This window comes from Bacillus sp. ISL-45 (genome assembly GCF_018613195.1).
Lineage (GTDB): Bacteria > Bacillota > Bacilli > Bacillales > Cytobacillaceae > Mesobacillus.
On sequence record NZ_JAGGQQ010000012.1, the window covers coordinates 83,560 to 100,478 of the forward strand.

A 16,919-nucleotide genomic window follows, 5' to 3' on the forward strand; every position below is an offset into this window, starting at 1 on the left:
GGACCTCATTCTGAAAAGAAGGAGGAACAAAACATGAAACAAAAACAAACTCTCTTTTTAGTGGAAATAGCCGTATTTTCCGCACTGGCTTATTTGCTTGATTTATTTTCCGGGTTTTTATTTTCAAGAATCTGGCCCCAGGGCGGGTCAGTGTCGATTGCGATGGTGCCTGTATTCCTGATGGCGTTCCGCTGGGGAATAAAGGGCGGCGCAATAACTGGGCTGCTATTGGGACTCTTGCAATTCATCCTTGGTTTCTCGCAAATATACCACCCTGTACAGGGATTCATCGATTATTTGGTGGCATTTACTGTGCTGGGAGTTGCCGGTATTTTTGCAAGGCAGGTCAAGGAGAACATCCAGAGTGGGAATAAGAAAAAGTGGATTGGTTTGATCATCGCTGGTACCTTCATTGGAAGCTTGCTACGCTTTATCGCTCATTTCTTTTCGGGCTGGATCTTTTTCGGTGTATGGGCGCCAGAAGGACAGCCAGCGTGGCTTTATTCCATTATCTATAACGGTACTTACATGATCCCGAGCATGATTTTAAGTGCAATTATCATTATTCTGGTCATCGGCTATGCACCATCGAGAATGGTTAAGTCGACACCTGTAAGCAATAAAATGTAGTAGATAGGGGAGCTGAATAGCTCTCCTTTTTTTTATGCGCGTTTTATACATATAAGTGTATGTAATGGGAATGAAGTGATTCTCGGTAAAAGTTTTGTCAATTATATGGAGTTTGCAATAAATATACGTTGCAAGCTTAATCTTAGTGATTTATGTCACAGTGCAACTCGACTTCAACTGGTTAAATAAAGATAATCATTCTCATTTAGAAAAATGAATCATCAAAGGGTTTCATAATAACTATTAAATCTAAAAAAAGGTGATGGCTATGCTGGGTAAATTAAAGACTGGTGAAAAAGGCCGGATCTTGAATATTGCTAGTGCTGACAAATTTGTCAGAAGAAGATTGCTTGATTTGGGAATAGCAGAAGGCTCTGAAGTGTGCGTAAAATGCATACTGCCTTTTGGCGGCCCAGTGATGGTTGAATCCTGCGGGCAATGCATCGGCATTCGCCGCAAAGAAGCATTAAGGATTGAAGTGGAGCGAGTATGATGAATATTGCACTCATTGGCAACCCCAACACTGGAAAAACTTCATTGTTTAATAACTTAACAGGTTCCTATGAATATGTCGGGAACTGGAGCGGGGTAACGGTCGAGAAGAAAGTTGGCCTATTAAAAAATGGCAGGGACCAGCTTATTGACCTTCCTGGGGTGTATACCCTCAATCCACTTTCTAAAGATGAAGGTGTTGTGACGAATTTTTTCCTGAATGAACCATTCGAAAAACTTCTGAATATCCTGGATGCTTCTCAGTTAAGGCGCAATCTTCACCTTACTATGCAGCTGTTGGAATACGGTGCACCTGTCATTATTGGTTTAAACATGCTGGATGTGGCTAAAAACAGGGGGATTCAAATTGATATTGCTAAACTGTCTCAATCATTGGGCGTGGCAGTAGCACCTGTTGTTGCCAGGTCAGGCAAAGGATGTAATGAACTTGCAGAACTGGTGGCTGGCGGAGTTATCGGCATCGGGAAGTCGAATCTCATTTATTATGGAAAAGCGATTGAAGCGGGCATCCTGGAGCTTGAGACCAAACTGGCCGGAAAGACGGAACACCCGGTTCGCTGGCTTGCACTTCAGCTGTTTGAAGGCAACCCCTATGTGAAAAATCACCTGGAAACAATACTTTCACTGGATGAGCTTGACACACTGGTCAACCATGTTTCGGTTTCCGAACAGCGAAATTCGGGCAGTAAACAAGCGCTTGACCAGATCATCCATCGCAAGCGCAGTGAAGCGATCGATAAAATAGTATCAGAGGCAGCCACCACAATGGAAAATAAAAAGATTCCATTGACAGAGAAGGTTGATATGATCGTAACGAATAAATTCCTGGGAATCCCGATTTTTCTTGTATTGATGTACATGATGTTCATGCTTACGTTTGACTGGCTTGGCTTCCCGCTCTCTGATGCCTTGGATTCACTTCTGTCCGGACCAGTAACATCAGGTATCACAGCAGCACTGACTGCAGCGGGTGCTTCCTCATTCATCAAGGACCTGGTTCTTGATGGGATTGTAGCTGGAGTAGGGGGAGTCCTCGTCTTCGTGCCGCAAATCTTCATTTTGTTCTTCTTCATATCCTTGCTTGAGGATTCAGGTTATATGGCTCGTGTCGCGCTAGTTATGGACCGGTTAATGGAATCAGTCGGCTTGAATGGAAAGGCATTCATCCCAATGATGATCGGATTTGGCTGTAATGTACCTGGCATCATGGCAGCAAGGACCATTGAGACACCGAAGGAAAGGCTGATGACCATCCTGCTGACTCCGCTTATGTCATGCTCGGCGCGGCTGCCTGTTTACGCCTTGTTTGTCGGAGCGTTTTTTTTAGAACATAAAGCAACTGTAGTTCTGAGTTTGTATGTGTTGGGGGTAGTGATCGCTCTTTTGCTGGCAAAGGTATTCTCGAAAACCTTATTGAAGGGTGAAACTTCTGTATTCGTCATCGAGCTTCCCCCATACAGGCTTCCGCAGGCGAGAGCGCTTTGGAGAAGCACATGGGATAAGGGGAAAGGATTCGTGAAGAAGGCAGGAACATTTATTTTTGCCGGCTCCGTCCTGATCTGGCTGCTTGCCTACGCTGGCCCGGAAGGCGTGAATGTAAGCATGGATGATAGCTATTTAGCGGTTCTTGGAGGTATTTTCTCACCGTTATTCGCCCCCATAGGCTTTGGGACATGGCAGGCCAGTGCCTCACTTTTCACTGGTTTCCTGGCAAAAGAAGCTATTATTTCGACAATGAACATCATTTACTTTGTACCAGATGAAGCTAGTCTGCAAGGCTTGCTTGCTGCTCATTACACACCATTAGCTGCATACAGCTTCATGGCATTCATCCTATTATACGTTCCTTGCCTTGCAACTGTAGCAACCATTTATAAGGAAACTGCTTCCAAACGCTGGACAGCTTTTTCAATCACTTATGCCCTGGTTATCGCATATGCATTGTCTCTGGTTATTTATCAAGGCGGTAAGTTGTTAGGACTAACCTAAGCCTTGAAGGAGGAAGGATCTATGATCGCAAACATTTTGATAGGCGGAGCCATATTCGGGTATGCCGGCTGGGCCTTCTGCCGATTCATCAAGAAATCAAAGGAAGGAAAATGTGCTGCCTGCTCCATCCAAAGCTCATGCTCAACCAACTGCAGTAGTATCAGCCGGGAAAAACAAGCAAAATAAAAAAAAGGAATGCAGTCCTCTGCATTCCTTTTTTTTTCGAAGAGCATGCAGTACGACATATTGAAAGCATAGGTATTGAACATGCACTATAAAAGCAATGAGCATGGCACCAATAATATAAGGGGGAAGAAAACGCGGCGGACCAAAAACAACATTGAGTTTAAAGGCAATCATATTAAAATTTAATGCTCTTTTCTCAAACTTTGTTGTTATTGACTACAAATAGGATTGAATGTTTATTCGGAAAGTTTACTCTATTGTGAGAAAAGAGCATGCAAACTTAATACCGTCCTGCAAAATGGCTCACATTACATTATAATCGGCTTGGGATTTTAACAACAATCTTTACGAAAACAGCCAAATTTAAAGTGCAAAACTTGCGGTAAATAAAAAGTATTTTTAATTCTAACTAATTTGGTGTAAAATTACACCAAAAGCATTTCAAAGGAATGAAGCGGATGACTAGGGATGAAATTATTAGCAGGGTATCGGAAAAAGTAAGGGTGCTGCGGGCAGAAGTTGGTTACACACAGGATAAAATGGCTGATATCATTGGAATCTCCAAGAAGACACTTGTCCAGATTGAAAAGGGCAGGGCTCAGGCCGGCTGGTCGACAGTCGTGGCCATAGCTGCCCTGTTCAGGGAAACAGAGACCATCCAGTTTTTGTTCGGCAATGAACCACTAGAGGTACTTGAAACCATCGCACATGAAGGTACAGACTATCGAAAAGAAAAAACATTGGGCGGCAAAGTCTGGTGGCGTGAAGTTTCAAGAGTTGGCGGATTTGTGATGCAGCAGAACATCCTTAGCCAGCATTACAGGATTCTGGATCAAGATGATTTCAGGATATTCAGCAGCTTTGAAGAAAAGGAGACAATGGAGCGGTTAGAAGAAATTGCAGCTGAAGCATTGAAGGGATAAAGCAAGAAATTGATGAAAAAAGCAGCCGGGTAATGGCTTAAACCCGGCTGCTTTTGATTTTATTTAGCGATTAGTACATGGCAGTGAGCGTTATTGGCAACCTTTTGGCTTACTCCACCAAGAAGCTTGCGCTTGATGCCTTCTTTTCCAGACTGGCCAATGATGATCAAATCAGCCTTTACATCTTTAGCATACTCCACAATACTCTCGGATGGACTTCCTTCAAGGATGGAGTATTCAGTGTCGATGTGTAGCGCATCAAGTTCAGCTCTTGCGTTATTAAAGGCTTGTTCAGAGCTGTGGGTTATGATTGAGTGCTCTGATTTATCAAGTGCACCTTGCTCCATAGCCAGTGGAGGGACCTGGATCCCATCTGCCGGGAAGTTATTGATTGGCAGATGCTCAATGGGGCGCTCAGTCGTTTCAACCAGTTCGCTTTTAATTTCCTCTTCATAAACATGGCCTACATACAATTTGACCCCATCTTTTTCATTAGTGAACTCCTTAGCCAGTTGCAAGGCTTTCTTGCTGCCTTCAGAATCATCGTAAGCGAGCACCACTTTTTTTATTTCAGCCATATAGATCAACCTCCAAGATTAGTACTTCTTATAGTTCATTACCCATTTTTAAAATAGAACTAACCGACCTAATAATTTCCATATACCCTCAAAAAACTTCAAATAGTGGCGAACCTTGTTGTATAGCTTTTCAAATTACTGGGGTAGGGAGTGTCCGGTATGATATCTCATTCTCAAAAGCCAATTCATCCGACAATACGGAAATGCATGCAGCACCTGGATGTCATTCAAGCAGATGATAAAACCAAGCAAATCGTCTATATGTATATGGAAACACTTCTCCGTGAAAGTAATATGGCAGCTGCCTGCGAGCAGGCACCCATAGAATCACAGATTCATAATTAATAAGAACAGTTGAAGCTTATTTTAAGAAACTACCGCAGATTTTCGGACAATCTTGCGGTATTTTTTTGTTGTTTGTCTGAAGAGATGCCATTGTTCGGACAAAAAGAGGGCTCATACAAGCAATTTTGTCTGAAGTGGTTCCGTGTTCGGACAAAAAAAGTGGTCATGCAAGCAGTTTTGTCTGAAGTGATGCCAGGTTCGGACAAACAGAGGACTCAGGCAAGCAGTTTTGTCTGAAGTGATGCCAGGTTCGGACAAACAGAGGACTCATGAAAGCAATTTTGTCTGAAGTGATGCCGTGTTCGGACAAAAAGAGGGCTCATACAAGCAATTTTGTCTGAAGTGATGCCAGGTTCGGACAAAAAAAGGACTCAGGCAAGCAGTTTTGTCTGAAGTGATGCCATGTTCGGACAAAAAGAGGGCTCAGGCAAGCAATTTTGTCTGAAGTGATGCCGTGTTCGGACAAAAAGAGGGCTCAGGCCAGCAGTTTTGTCTGAAGTGATGCTGGGTTCGGACAAAAAGAGGACTCATGCAAGCAGTTTTGTCTGAAGTGATGCCGTGTTCGGACAAAAAGAGGGCTCAGGCCAGCAGTTTTGTCTGAAGTGGTTCCGTGTTCGGACAAAAAAAGGGCTCATGCAAGCAGTTTTGTCTGAAGTGATGCCAGGTTCGGACAAAAAGAGGGCTCATACAAGCAGTTTTGTCTGAAGTAATGCCAGGTTCGGACAAAAAAAGGACTCATGCAAGCAGTTTTGTCTGAAGTGATGCTGTGTTCGGACAAAAAAAGGGCTCATACAAGCAATTTTGTCTGAAGTGATGCCAGGTTCGGACAAAAAGAGGACTCAGGGCAGCAGTTTTGTCTGAAGGGATGCTGTGTTCGGACAAAAAAAGTGGTCATGCAAGCAGTTTTGTCTGAAGTGACGCCAGGTTCGGACATAATAGCGTCCAGGCCTCTAGTTTATGTCGAACTCCACTCGCCTTTTGCTTGCTTATATGTCTTTTTTCCTCATAATTAGCCAATTTGTGTTAATGCCTTTTAAAAATGGGTAAAAGAAAGTGTCATATTTTTAAACTATTTTTAAAAGGTTGGGGTGCTCAGTGAGCAAAAATTCAATAGTAACACGTTTTCTAAGAGGCTGGAAAAGGCTGCATATGAATCAAGTCCTGGTATTATCGGTTTCAACAGCGGTACTGGCTTTCTTGAGTTTTTTCCATGTGTATTCTGAGGGGGCTGACATCAGCGCATTGAATGATGACATGGCACAGTCAACCGTCATCTACGATGCAAATGGCGAAGTTGCCAGCAAGATTTCGGCTTTGAAAAATGAAGGGATCAAGATAGAGGATGTTCCGGACCATGTCATAAATGCTGTTATCGCCATAGAGGACCACCGTTTTTATGAACATGATGGGGTGGACCTGGTGGGCATTTCGCGGGCATTTGTACAGAATGTCAAAGCTGGAAGCATTGTTGAAGGTGGAAGTACAATAACACAGCAATTGACAAAAAATGCTTTGCTTTCGAGTGAAAAGACTTATAAAAGGAAGCTCGAAGAATTTTTCATGGCGAGAGAAATCGAGAAGCAATATTCCAAAGATGATATCATGCAGATGTACTTGAACAGGATTTATTTCGGTAATGGTTCATGGGGGATTAAAAGGGCTGCTATGGGTTACTTTGGAAAGGATGTTAAAGATCTTTCCATCAGCGAAGCAGCAATGCTTGCAGGTTTGATCAAGGCGCCTTCAGCGCTTGATCCCCATAAGAATTATGAAGAAGCGATTGAAAGAAGGAATCTTGTCCTGCAAATGATGAAAACCCATGGATTTATAAAGGAAGAAGAATATACACACGCCGTTGCCGAGAAGATTGTCCTGAATGAAAAAGGCGGAGATCCGTTGCGCGGCAAGTATCCATATTATGTGGATCACGTCATTGATGAAGCAATCAAGAAATACGGGCTGACTCAGGAAGAAATCTTGACTGGCGGGCTTCAAATTCATACAGAGCTTAATGTAACAATGCAATCAGCTGTGGAAGCGACTTACGCGAAAGATGACCTGTTTCCAAAAGGTACTGATAAGCAAATGGTCCAAAGCGGCGCTGTTCTTGTCGATCCAAAAACAGGCGGGATTCGTGCCCTTGTAGGCGGACGCGGTGAGCATGTATTCCGTGGCTATAATCGTGCTACGCAATTAAAAGCACAGCCAGGCTCGACGATGAAGCCGCTTGCCGTATTTGCACCAGCGCTTGAAGAAGGCTGGGGTGTTACGGACATGCTGAAGGACGAAGAAATGGAATTTAAGGATTATAAGCCTCAAAACTTCAATGGTAAATATAAAGGCGAAGTCCCAATGTATGAAGCATTGAGAGATTCATTGAATATTCCTGCTGTATGGCTGCTGGATGAAATAGGCATTGTCAAAGGAATGGAATCCGTAAAGAACTTTGGAATTAATCTTGATCCAAAGAATGACCGTAATCTGGGACTCGCGCTTGGAGGCCTTTCGACTGGAGTATCACCAGTTACAATGGCTGAAGCATATTCAGCATTCGCCAACAATGGCGAGCGTCATGAAACATATGCCATCACTAAAATTATTGATAAAGAAGGCAAAACAATTGCAGAGTACAAGGGAGAGAAGAGCAAGGCTGTTTCAAAAGAGACCGCTGAAAAAATGACGACGATGCTTCTTGGTGTCGTTCAGGAAGGCACAGGGAAAGGTGCACAAATCCCCGGCAGGGAACTAGCGGGCAAAACTGGGTCTACACAAGTTCCGATTGAAGGTGTCAAAGGAACCAAGGACCAGTGGTTTGTAGGGTATACACCACAGCTTGTGGGCGCTGTATGGGTTGGTTACGACAAGACAGATAAGGAACACTTTTTAACCACTACGAGCAGTGAAGGAGCCGCCTTGGTCTTCAAGGATTTTATGACAGAAGCACTGAAAAATACAAAAGCACAATCTTTCAATGTTCCTCCACTTTCAAAATATATCGAGGAGCACAAGAGGCAGCAGCGTGCCAAGTCTGTAAAAGTGCTCGAGTCAAGGATTAAAAAGGAATCAGAAAAGCTTAAGAAGCAATGGGAAGAGGCAAAAGAGAAGCTGAAAAAGAAAAAGGAAGAATCAAAAAAAGAAGCAAAAAAGAAAGAGAAACAGGAAACTGATACTGATTCTGCCGCAGCGTCAACGAATTCTGACAGCAGCAATGACACCAGTGACACCGGTGAAAAAAATGATACCGGAGATTCCAAGGATACTGGTGGAAATGCCGGCGGAGAAGGTGACACCGGCGGAGAAGGAGACACCGGCGGAGAAGGAGACACCGGCGGAGAAGGAGATACCGGCGGAGAAGGAGACACCGGCGGAGAAGGAGACACCGGCGGAGAAGGAGACACCGGCGGAGAAGGAGACACCGGCGGAGAAGGTGACACCGGCGGAGAAGGAGACACTGGCGGAGAAGGAGACAACGGAGATACCGGAGGATCTCACGGCGATGGGTCTGATGATAAAGAAAAAGAAGATGCTAGCATTAACTGATACTAAACAAGCACAGGGGATATGTCTCCTGTGCTGTTTTTATTTTTGTAATCCAATTTGTTGGGATGGAATTGACTTAACTTTTCACCGAGAATCTGAGAGAAGTCCGCTGATGTTCTCAACAAGTTTTCCATGAGTGGATAAAAAAGTTGTTTACGAGCTGGTGTGAAAGCAAAAGTTTATGAAAAGTACATAAAAAAAGACCCGCTTGGAAGCAGGTCTTTACTAAAATCAAATTATATTAAGCTTAAAAGGAAACCGATTACGACGACAGCGCCGATAATCATAAGAATTGTTCTTACCATGAAACTTCACCTCAGTTATTAGTTTATCTATTACTGTGACTATATTTGGAATGATTCGGAAGACTCGATCAGTCGCTTGCGTTTTACGCGAAGGACAGAAGCTTCATTCGTAAGAAGCCTGGTCAGCTGGTTTAATTTCGGTTCTACATTTGTACCTTCCATAATAATTTTTAAAGTTGTATTTGGTTCCACTGTCAACAGGAAGGAAACAAGCTTAGACAATGAAGTGGCCTCAACTGCCTTTTGGCGGCTGTACAAGTAAGTAGTACCATCCAATTTTTTAGCCGCCTGATAAATTTCAAGCATTTTTTTCATTGTGAATCTTTTCTGGACCATAACATTCGATGACATAATCTCTTTCATTTATATAAACTCCTTTAATGAATCAATTTTTATTAGGTTAGTAGAATATTACCCCGTTAAGTTGATCCGAAAACCTATAGAGATGAAAATGGGCGATGTTGGCAGTCTAACCAGCATAAAAAGTGTTGAAGCCAGAGTAGTTCTCCAGCGAAGAGGCACTCGGTCTCAGGATGTAGAAAGAAACAGTCAGGAGAAAGTATATTGTAGCCAGAGTTTCAAGCTAATATAAAGCTATTAAAAGAGATGCGAGGAGCAGACAGTTATGAAAAAATTTGCGGAGATTTTCAGGAACAGGAGTTTCACGAACTTATTTTTAGCAAACTTCACTTCCCAAATGGGCAGTACGATTGGCTTGACAGCCTTCATGTTTTTCTTGCTGGATCGTTTCAGCTCCCAGCCAGCCTATGCGACGATAACCGAGCTGATGTATTCCTTGCCAATGCTTGCGGTATTTTTCCTGATTGGAGTTTTTGCTGACAGGATGGACCGGCAAAAAATCGCCGTTTATTGTGATTGGATTAGTGCGGGATTTTCTTTCGCATTGATTGCTGCTATTTATATTGGCTGGATGCCGATGATCTTTGCTGTACTGTTTTTGAGAAGCGCGGTTCAAAAGTTCTTTTTCCCGGCTGAGCATGGGATGGTACAGGGGATTTTGAAAAAAGAGGATTACACAACCGCGGCTGGTTTGAACCAGCTAGTGATGAGTCTGTTCATGCTATTTGGCAATGGCCTCGGTGTTCTCGCTTACTGGTCGATTGGTATTTATGGTGCGATTTTGGTTGACACTCTGTCGTTTATCATCAGTGCACTGCTCATCCAGAAGACTGATGTTTTGATGGAGGCGCGACTCCCAAATGGCCCTCATACACTAAAGGATTTGAACATTAAAATGGTCTTCAAGGACTTTAAATACGGTTTTATGTATGTCATGAGGAGCAAGCTGTTGTTTACTTTAATCATTGGTTTTTTCATCTTTGGAATTGTGAATGGCGGCTTCTCCGTCATGCCTATTTTCATTCTGAAATATAAACTGGCTCCCGAAACGTATGAACAATACTCGATTGTCATTGGTTTTGTGTTTGGCATAGGGGTGTTGATTGGAAGCTTTATAGCGTCATTGCTTTCTCAAAAAGTGAAGCTCTACCACCTGATTTCAGTTGGTTTGATCATCTCAGGTAGCTTTACAGTTCTCGCGTCACTGCCCACCAACATTTATCTGTTCCTGGGTATCCTGTTTATCTCTGCACTGGCGCTGCCGCTTATTAATGTAGGGATTGGCGGGTGGCTTCCGAGCATCATTGATCCGAAAATGATGGGCAGGGTACAGGGACTGATTAGCCCTCTTAATATGCTGTCTCATTCATTGACTCTCGCATTCATTGCATACAGTTTTCCGTCTCTGCTTACAATTGAAATGCTTTATTGGATTGTTGGTGGTTGCCTCGCCATCGTAGGGGTATTTTACATGATTGTTTTGCCTAAACTTGCACAAGAGAGCGAGTCTGCTGTTAATGAGACTGTTGTCGAGCAGGGAATATAGCAGGAAGTCCTTAGAGGGCTTTCTTTTTTTATCGATTTTTAGCAGATCCACTGAAAATTTTTTATAATATTTTTGAACGAACCTTTACTTCATGCGTCTTATTAATAAATAATCAACTTAGAGATCATTTATATGGGTGGCGGGGAAAGAGAGGCTTGCTTTGATGGATGAAAAAGATTTAATCAATAGCGCAAAAAAAGGCGACAACCGATCGTTTGCTGTGCTGTTCAGGAATCATTATCCCCTGCTGGTAAAATACCTGATGAAAATAACGATGAATCCTGATATCGCAGAGGAAATCGCACAAGGTACGATGGCTAAATGTGTGGAGAAGATTCATTTGTTCAATGGGAAATCTAAATTCTCGTCGTGGCTGATCAGCATAGCCACGAATATGTATATTGATCAGCACCGCAAGAAAAAGCGCGAGCGGAAATGGAACGAAGGAGAAGCAGCATCACGAAAGCTGCAGTGGCATATGGAATCGAAAAATGAGGAATGGACAGATGCGCTGGCTGCATTATCCAGGCTGACAGATGAAATGCGAATCCCCCTTATCCTTAAGCATTATTATGGGTATTCGTACGATGAGATTGGTGAAATTTTGAATATCGCCAGTGGTACGGCAAAGTCTAGAGTCCATCATGGACTTTTAGCTGTTAGAAGGGAGCTGAAAGTAGATGAAAAACCAAAAGGGAACCTCGTCAAAACATGAAAAAATGGATAAGGAGTTTTTTGATACCATCAGCGCCATCAATAATGGATTGGACAAACTAGACTCCATGGATACTTATGTCCCGGATGATAAATGGTTCGAGCAAATGGTGCTGGATCAACAAGAAATACAAAAGAAGAACTATCGACGGGAATTAGCGTGGTTTATATTAAGTGCTGTGTTGATTTTAAGCGGAGTTCTCTTCACTATGCTGGAGATCCCTATACTCTTCTTTGTGCTCCAGGCTGTGACAGTAGCGATTACAGCAATCTATAGTTATAAAGGAGTGCAAAAGCAGGTGGACAGCAGATGAACGAGGAACTGTCACCTGTTATGCTGGCCCTGGTCGTTTTGATTCTATTGGTGCAGAGCATTTTTCTTTTTACAAATGCGCGGAAGCATGGCCATAATTATTGGCTATGGGGAATCCTTGGATTGATTCAGGCACCGATGCCCCTCCTATTTTATCTATTATTTGCGCGAAAGATGTGGCGCAGAAAGACATAAGAATGAAATGATGAAAAATAGTGAAAAGTTTGAATTGACATGATGACTGTTATGGTGATAACCTTACAAAGGAATGGAAAATATAACTAAAAGGAGGGTTACGGACATGAACATTGTTAAAAACGCAAAAAACGCTCAACTAAATACACGTACCCCATCCTTTTACCATAGCTGATTTTTTAATCAAGTTGTTCTGTGACTGGAAAGGCATGGGTTGCGCATCTGCGTGACGTATGCCTTTTTCTGTCTTCATCGATTGATTCAAGACATATCGCATGCCGCGGTATGTCTTTTTTCATGTTCAGAGAACATCCATTCCAAAATAAATTGAGGAGGAATTGAAATGAGTAAGTCAAACGTAAGGAAAATGGTAAAAAAGGAATATCTCGAAAGCGGCTAGTCAGATTTTTTACACAGAGAGAGGGAGAGTGATTATTCATGTTGTCAGTTTTATCGAAGTTAAGCTGGTTTTTTAAAGAAAACTGGAAGAGATACAGTGTCGCAATTACGTTATTGATCTTTGTCGGCATACTTGATGTGCTGCCGCCTAAAATTGTTGGGATGGCAATCGACGCAATCCAGCTTGGTTCCATTAATCAGGCATTAATTCTAAAGTATATTGGCGGCCTCTTGCTGATTACGGTGGTCTCCTATTTCATCACATACATTTGGATGTACCAGTTATTCGGCGGCGCGTTCCTGATTGAACGGAAGCTCAGGACCCGTTTTATGAAGCATTTGCTGAAAATGACACCAACGTTCTTCGAAAAGAACCGTACTGGTGACTTGATGGCAAGGGCTACGAATGACTTAAAGGCAATATCCATCACGGCAGGTTTCGGAGTCCTGACGCTTGTCGATTCAAGCATCTTCATGCTGACTATCCTGTTCACGATGGGTTTTTTCATAAGCTGGGAACTGACGCTGGTTTCAATCATTCCTTTGCCAATAATGGCGTATCTAATCAACATTTATGGCAAAAGGATTCATTCCAAGTTCACGTCTGCCCAGGATGCTTTCGGCGAGCTGAATGACCGTGTACTTGAATCTGTTTCTGGAGTGAGGGTCATCCGCGCTTATGTACAGGAAAAAGCTGATGAATCAAAGTTTCATGATTTGACTGAAGATGTCTATCACAAAAATGTTGAAGTCGCAAAGATTGATTCTTTGTTTGAACCGACGATTAAAATCCTTGTTGGGTTGAGCTATCTGATTGGATTAGGGTATGGAGCATTTCTGGTCTTCCAGCAAAAGCTGACGCTTGGAGAGCTGGTCAGCTTTAATGTTTATCTGGGGATGCTGATCTGGCCGATGTTCGCGATCGGTGAATTGATCAATGTCATGCAGAGAGGGAATGCGTCTCTTGACCGCCTGAATGAAACACTATCCTACAAGGAGGATGTTGCCGACCCGGCGAAACCGGTGGAAGGCAATGAACCTGAATATTTACAGATGTCAGAGTTCACATTCAAGTATCCTTCATCAAAGGTGAATAATCTTGATAGGATTAAGCTGCATTTGAACCGCGGTGAAACGCTGGGAATAGTCGGCAAGACAGGAAGCGGCAAGACAACTCTGATCAAACAGCTGTTAAGGGAATATCCTGAAGGCAGTGGGAACCTGCTTGTATCAGGAGTGCCAATCCAGGAGCACAGCCTTACGCAGACTCGGGGCTGGATGGGCTATGTTCCTCAGGAAAACATCCTTTTCTCCCGTTCGGTTAAGGAGAATATTTTGTTCGGAAACCCAATGGCTTCCGAAGAAGATTTGCAGAATATCATCGATCTTGCTGCTTTCCGCAAAGATCTCGAGATGCTCCCGGAAGGTCTGGCAACACTTGTTGGTGAAAAAGGGGTTGCACTTTCCGGCGGCCAGAAGCAGCGTATTTCGATTGCAAGGGCTTTGATCAAGGATCCAGAAATCCTGATCCTAGATGATTCACTTTCAGCAGTTGATGCAAAAACAGAGAAGAAAATCATTGATAATATCCGCAGGGAGCGGAATGCAAAAACAACAATCATCACAACACACAGAATGTCTGCGGTTGAGCATGCTGATCATATCGTCGTACTTGAAGATGGGAAAATTACCGAGGAAGGCACGCACGACCAATTGATGGCTGCTCAAGGCTGGTATTATGAACAATATATCAAGCAGCAGGCAGCAGCAGTCGAAGAGGAGGTGCACTCCATATGAGTACAGGAAAAAGACTGTTCAAATATGCGTTAAACTATAAGAAAATAATCCTGATTGCCCTGGCGATGCTGACTGTCGCTGTTGTCGCAGACCTTGCAGGGCCGTTCATCGCCAAGCGGATGATTGATAATCACATTTTAGGAATTGAGTCGGTTTGGCACGAAACCGAGGCCGGGGATGGTGCCGTTGAATACAATGGCAGTTTTTACTCAAAGGATAGCGGCGAGGACAGCACAGATTCTGCACGGATTTTTCAGGTAGGAAGGAATTTCGTGTTTGTGGATGCGGATGTTGAATTCGACGGAAGCCGAAGTTACGAGAATGGGATGCTGATAATCAGCAAAGGATCAAAAGCAGCGCAATATGAAGCAGAGGTATTGTCGGGCGATGATTTGATGAGTTTTTACAAGCCGGAAATCCCCAATATTATAAAGCTGCTATCGTTTTATTTCGGATTGCTGGTTATTGCGTCCATCTTCCAATATGGACAGAGATTTTATTTGCAGAAGTCAGCCAACAGGATCATCCAGAAGCTGAGGGAGGATGTCTTCAGACAAATCCAGCGGCTGCCAATCCAGTATTTTGACAATCTGCCGGCAGGGAAGGTCGTTGCCAGGATCACGAATGATACAGAGGCGATCCGTGAATTGTATGTCACCGTCCTGTCAACGTTCTTTACAAGTTTCATTTATATTACCGGCATCTATATTGCCTTGTTCATCCTGAATGCGAAACTTGCAGCAATCTGTCTGCTGCTATTGCCAATCCTGTTTGTATGGGCAAAGCTATACCGTAAATACGCATCAAAATATAATCATGTCATTCGCTCTAGAGTCAGTGATATTAACGGGATGATCAATGAATCAATCCAGGGTATGAGCATCATCCAGGCCTTCAGCCGCGAAAAAGAAACACAGCAGGAATTCGAGACACTTAATAAGGAGCACTTTACTTATCAGAATAAATTGTTGAATTTGAATTCCTCTACCTCACATAATCTTGTGGGAGTGTTAAGAAACATCGTCTTTGTGGCGTTCATCTGGTATTTTGGCGGTGAGGCGCTTCAGCCATCTTCCGCCATTTCACTCGGGATGCTCTACGCGTTCGTAGATTATATTAACCGGCTGTTCAATCCTGTCCAGGGAATCGTCAACCAGCTGGCTAACCTTGAGCAGGCACTGGTTGCCGGAGAGCGGGTGTTCAAACTGATGGACGAGGAGGGAATCGATGTAAGTGAGGAAGAGATTCCCCGCTATAAAGGAAATGTCATCTTCGATCATGTTTCCTTCGGCTATAAAGAAGGAGAATATGTCCTGAAGGATCTTTGTTTTGAAGCAAATCAGGGTGACACCGTCGCGCTGGTTGGCCATACAGGTTCAGGCAAGAGTTCAATCATGAACCTGCTGTTCAGGTTTTATGATCCCCAGGAAGGAAAGATCCTGATTGATGGCATGGATATTACGGAAATGCCTAGACAGACATTAAGAAAGCATATGGGAATCGTCCTCCAGGATCCATTCCTTTTTACCGGTACAATTGCCTCCAACGTCAGCCTTGATCATCCTCACATTACAAGGGAAACGGTTGAAAAGGCTCTGGCCAGTGTTGGGGCAGACCGCGTTCTGAAGAATCTTGAAAAAGGTTACGATGAACCGGTGATTGAAAAGGGCAGTACACTTTCCAGCGGGCAGAGACAGCTGGTCTCTTTTGCCAGGGCATTGGCCTTCGACCCAGCCATCCTGATTCTTGATGAAGCGACTTCGAGCATCGATACCGAGACAGAAGCGATCATCCAGGAAGCAATGGATGTCCTTAAGGAAGGAAGGACGACCTTCATCATCGCCCACAGACTGTCTACCATCCGCAATGCTGACCAGATTCTTGTGCTGGACCGCGGGCGGATTGTTGAAAAAGGAAACCATGATCAGCTGATGGAACTTAAAGGTAAATACTTTCAAATGTATCAGCTCCAGCTAGGCAGTAAAGTTAAGGCAGGTTAAAGGAATCAGCACCCAATCTGTTGGGTGCTGAATTTTTTTTGGTTAAGGAATTTATAAAAGTTATTGAGTTGTGGATAACTCTCTGAAGTTTTCTTAATCCAGCTCCAGCGCCTAGCCCCTCGAGTCGCTTGTCTAGCTGCGGCTCCTAACTCCACGAGACGCTTCGTTCCTGCCAATGAAGTCAAAGAACGACTTCACTGTCAGGCCCTCCGTGGCACACGATGTGCTAGACCCGCCAGCCACAGGACGTGGCGTCATAGGCGGGCAGCGCTTGTCGGGGCTTAACGAGGCGCTTGAGCTTTTTGTTCTGTGCAGCTTTCCAATTTTAGGGTGAATGTGCAATCATCGCTTATGTTGGTGCAATTATTACCATTCACTGGGCAATTATCGGCTATGGCGGTGCAATTATGGTCCTTTTTTGTGCAATAATCTAACATTATAAAACATAAAGAGCAACAGACTTAAGAGTCCTATGAGAAACATCACAACGGTTTTTGTTTTTGTCACAGAATGTTACGAAACCCTTCCGTTGCCATCTGGCGTCCTGTGGTAATTTAATTATAAACACATGAAAATTCAGGAGGTT

The 16,919-nt window shown here is 43.5% G+C and carries 15 protein-coding genes; 13 read left to right on the forward strand and 2 right to left on the reverse strand.

Going from position 1 to position 16,919, the window contains the following annotated elements; all coding sequences use genetic code 11:
• The first annotated feature begins 33 nt into the window (after nt 1–33).
• From thiT to J7E35_RS17120, 5 genes are all read left to right on the forward strand, one after another.
• Complete coding sequence (gene thiT / locus J7E35_RS17100) at nt 34–630, forward strand: energy-coupled thiamine transporter ThiT (RefSeq protein ID WP_214781739.1); 597 nt, start codon at nt 34–36, stop codon at nt 628–630.
• Nucleotides 631–898: 268 nt separating this feature from the next.
• Entirely contained in the window at nt 899–1,123 is a 225-nt protein-coding gene (locus J7E35_RS17105) for a FeoA family protein (protein WP_214781741.1), read from the forward strand.
• Nucleotides 1,123–3,132: a ferrous iron transport protein B gene (feoB, locus tag J7E35_RS17110; RefSeq protein ID WP_214781743.1), complete on the forward strand. Its 2,010-nt coding sequence runs from the start codon at nt 1,123–1,125 to the stop codon at nt 3,130–3,132. The genes J7E35_RS17105 and feoB overlap by 1 nt, the downstream gene beginning before the upstream one ends.
• Before the next feature lie 21 nt (nt 3,133–3,153).
• Nucleotides 3,154–3,318, forward strand: coding sequence for a FeoB-associated Cys-rich membrane protein (locus J7E35_RS17115; protein WP_214781745.1), 165 nt, complete (start codon nt 3,154–3,156; stop codon nt 3,316–3,318).
• A 458-nt stretch (nt 3,319–3,776) separates the two neighbouring features.
• Nucleotides 3,777–4,241: a helix-turn-helix transcriptional regulator gene (locus J7E35_RS17120; RefSeq protein WP_214781747.1), complete on the forward strand. Its 465-nt coding sequence runs from the start codon at nt 3,777–3,779 to the stop codon at nt 4,239–4,241.
• Between the two features lie 59 nt (nt 4,242–4,300).
• Here J7E35_RS17120 and J7E35_RS17125 read toward each other — a convergent pair whose 3' ends face one another.
• The gene (locus tag J7E35_RS17125; RefSeq protein ID WP_214781749.1) at nt 4,301–4,819 is read right to left on the reverse strand and encodes a universal stress protein; all 519 of its coding nucleotides are present in this window, start codon (nt 4,817–4,819) and stop codon (nt 4,301–4,303) included.
• Between the two features lie 159 nt (nt 4,820–4,978).
• Here J7E35_RS17125 and J7E35_RS17130 point away from each other — a divergent pair, with 159 nt between their 5' ends.
• On the forward strand, nt 4,979–5,164 hold the full coding sequence (locus J7E35_RS17130; protein WP_214781751.1) for a hypothetical protein: 186 nt from the start codon (nt 4,979–4,981) through the stop codon (nt 5,162–5,164).
• Nucleotides 5,165–6,313: 1,149 nt separating this feature from the next.
• Nucleotides 6,314–8,704, forward strand: a complete 2,391-nt coding sequence (locus J7E35_RS17135; RefSeq protein WP_214781874.1) for a transglycosylase domain-containing protein — start codon at nt 6,314–6,316, stop codon at nt 8,702–8,704.
• A gap of 344 nt (nt 8,705–9,048) precedes the next feature.
• On the opposite strand, the gene J7E35_RS17140 is transcribed toward J7E35_RS17135, so the two are convergent.
• A complete protein-coding gene (locus tag J7E35_RS17140; protein WP_214781753.1) occupies nt 9,049–9,372 on the reverse strand; it encodes an HPr family phosphocarrier protein in 324 nt (107 codons plus the stop codon).
• Nucleotides 9,373–9,634: 262 nt separating this feature from the next.
• On the opposite strand from J7E35_RS17140, the gene J7E35_RS17145 reads away from it, so the two are divergent.
• The 6 genes from J7E35_RS17145 to J7E35_RS17170 all read left to right on the forward strand — a co-directional run bounded on the left by J7E35_RS17145 (nt 9,635) and on the right by J7E35_RS17170 (nt 16,333).
• Nucleotides 9,635–10,915: an MFS transporter gene (locus J7E35_RS17145; protein ID WP_214781754.1), complete on the forward strand. Its 1,281-nt coding sequence runs from the start codon at nt 9,635–9,637 to the stop codon at nt 10,913–10,915.
• 163 nt (nt 10,916–11,078) lie between these two features.
• Complete coding sequence (sigY, locus tag J7E35_RS17150) at nt 11,079–11,630, forward strand: RNA polymerase sigma factor SigY (RefSeq protein ID WP_214781756.1); 552 nt, start codon at nt 11,079–11,081, stop codon at nt 11,628–11,630.
• Entirely contained in the window at nt 11,596–11,943 is a 348-nt protein-coding gene (locus J7E35_RS17155; RefSeq protein ID WP_214781759.1) for a YxlC family protein, read from the forward strand. The genes sigY and J7E35_RS17155 overlap by 35 nt, the downstream gene beginning before the upstream one ends.
• Nucleotides 11,940–12,137: a sigma-Y antisigma factor component gene (locus tag J7E35_RS17160; protein ID WP_214781761.1), complete on the forward strand. Its 198-nt coding sequence runs from the start codon at nt 11,940–11,942 to the stop codon at nt 12,135–12,137. Before J7E35_RS17155 ends, J7E35_RS17160 begins: the two co-directional genes overlap by 4 nt.
• Before the next feature lie 438 nt (nt 12,138–12,575).
• The gene (locus J7E35_RS17165; protein WP_214781763.1) at nt 12,576–14,333 is read left to right on the forward strand and encodes an ABC transporter ATP-binding protein; all 1,758 of its coding nucleotides are present in this window, start codon (nt 12,576–12,578) and stop codon (nt 14,331–14,333) included.
• Nucleotides 14,330–16,333, forward strand: a complete 2,004-nt coding sequence (locus tag J7E35_RS17170; RefSeq protein ID WP_214781765.1) for an ABC transporter ATP-binding protein — start codon at nt 14,330–14,332, stop codon at nt 16,331–16,333. Before J7E35_RS17165 ends, J7E35_RS17170 begins: the two co-directional genes overlap by 4 nt.
• Nucleotides 16,334–16,919: the final 586 nt, after the last annotated feature.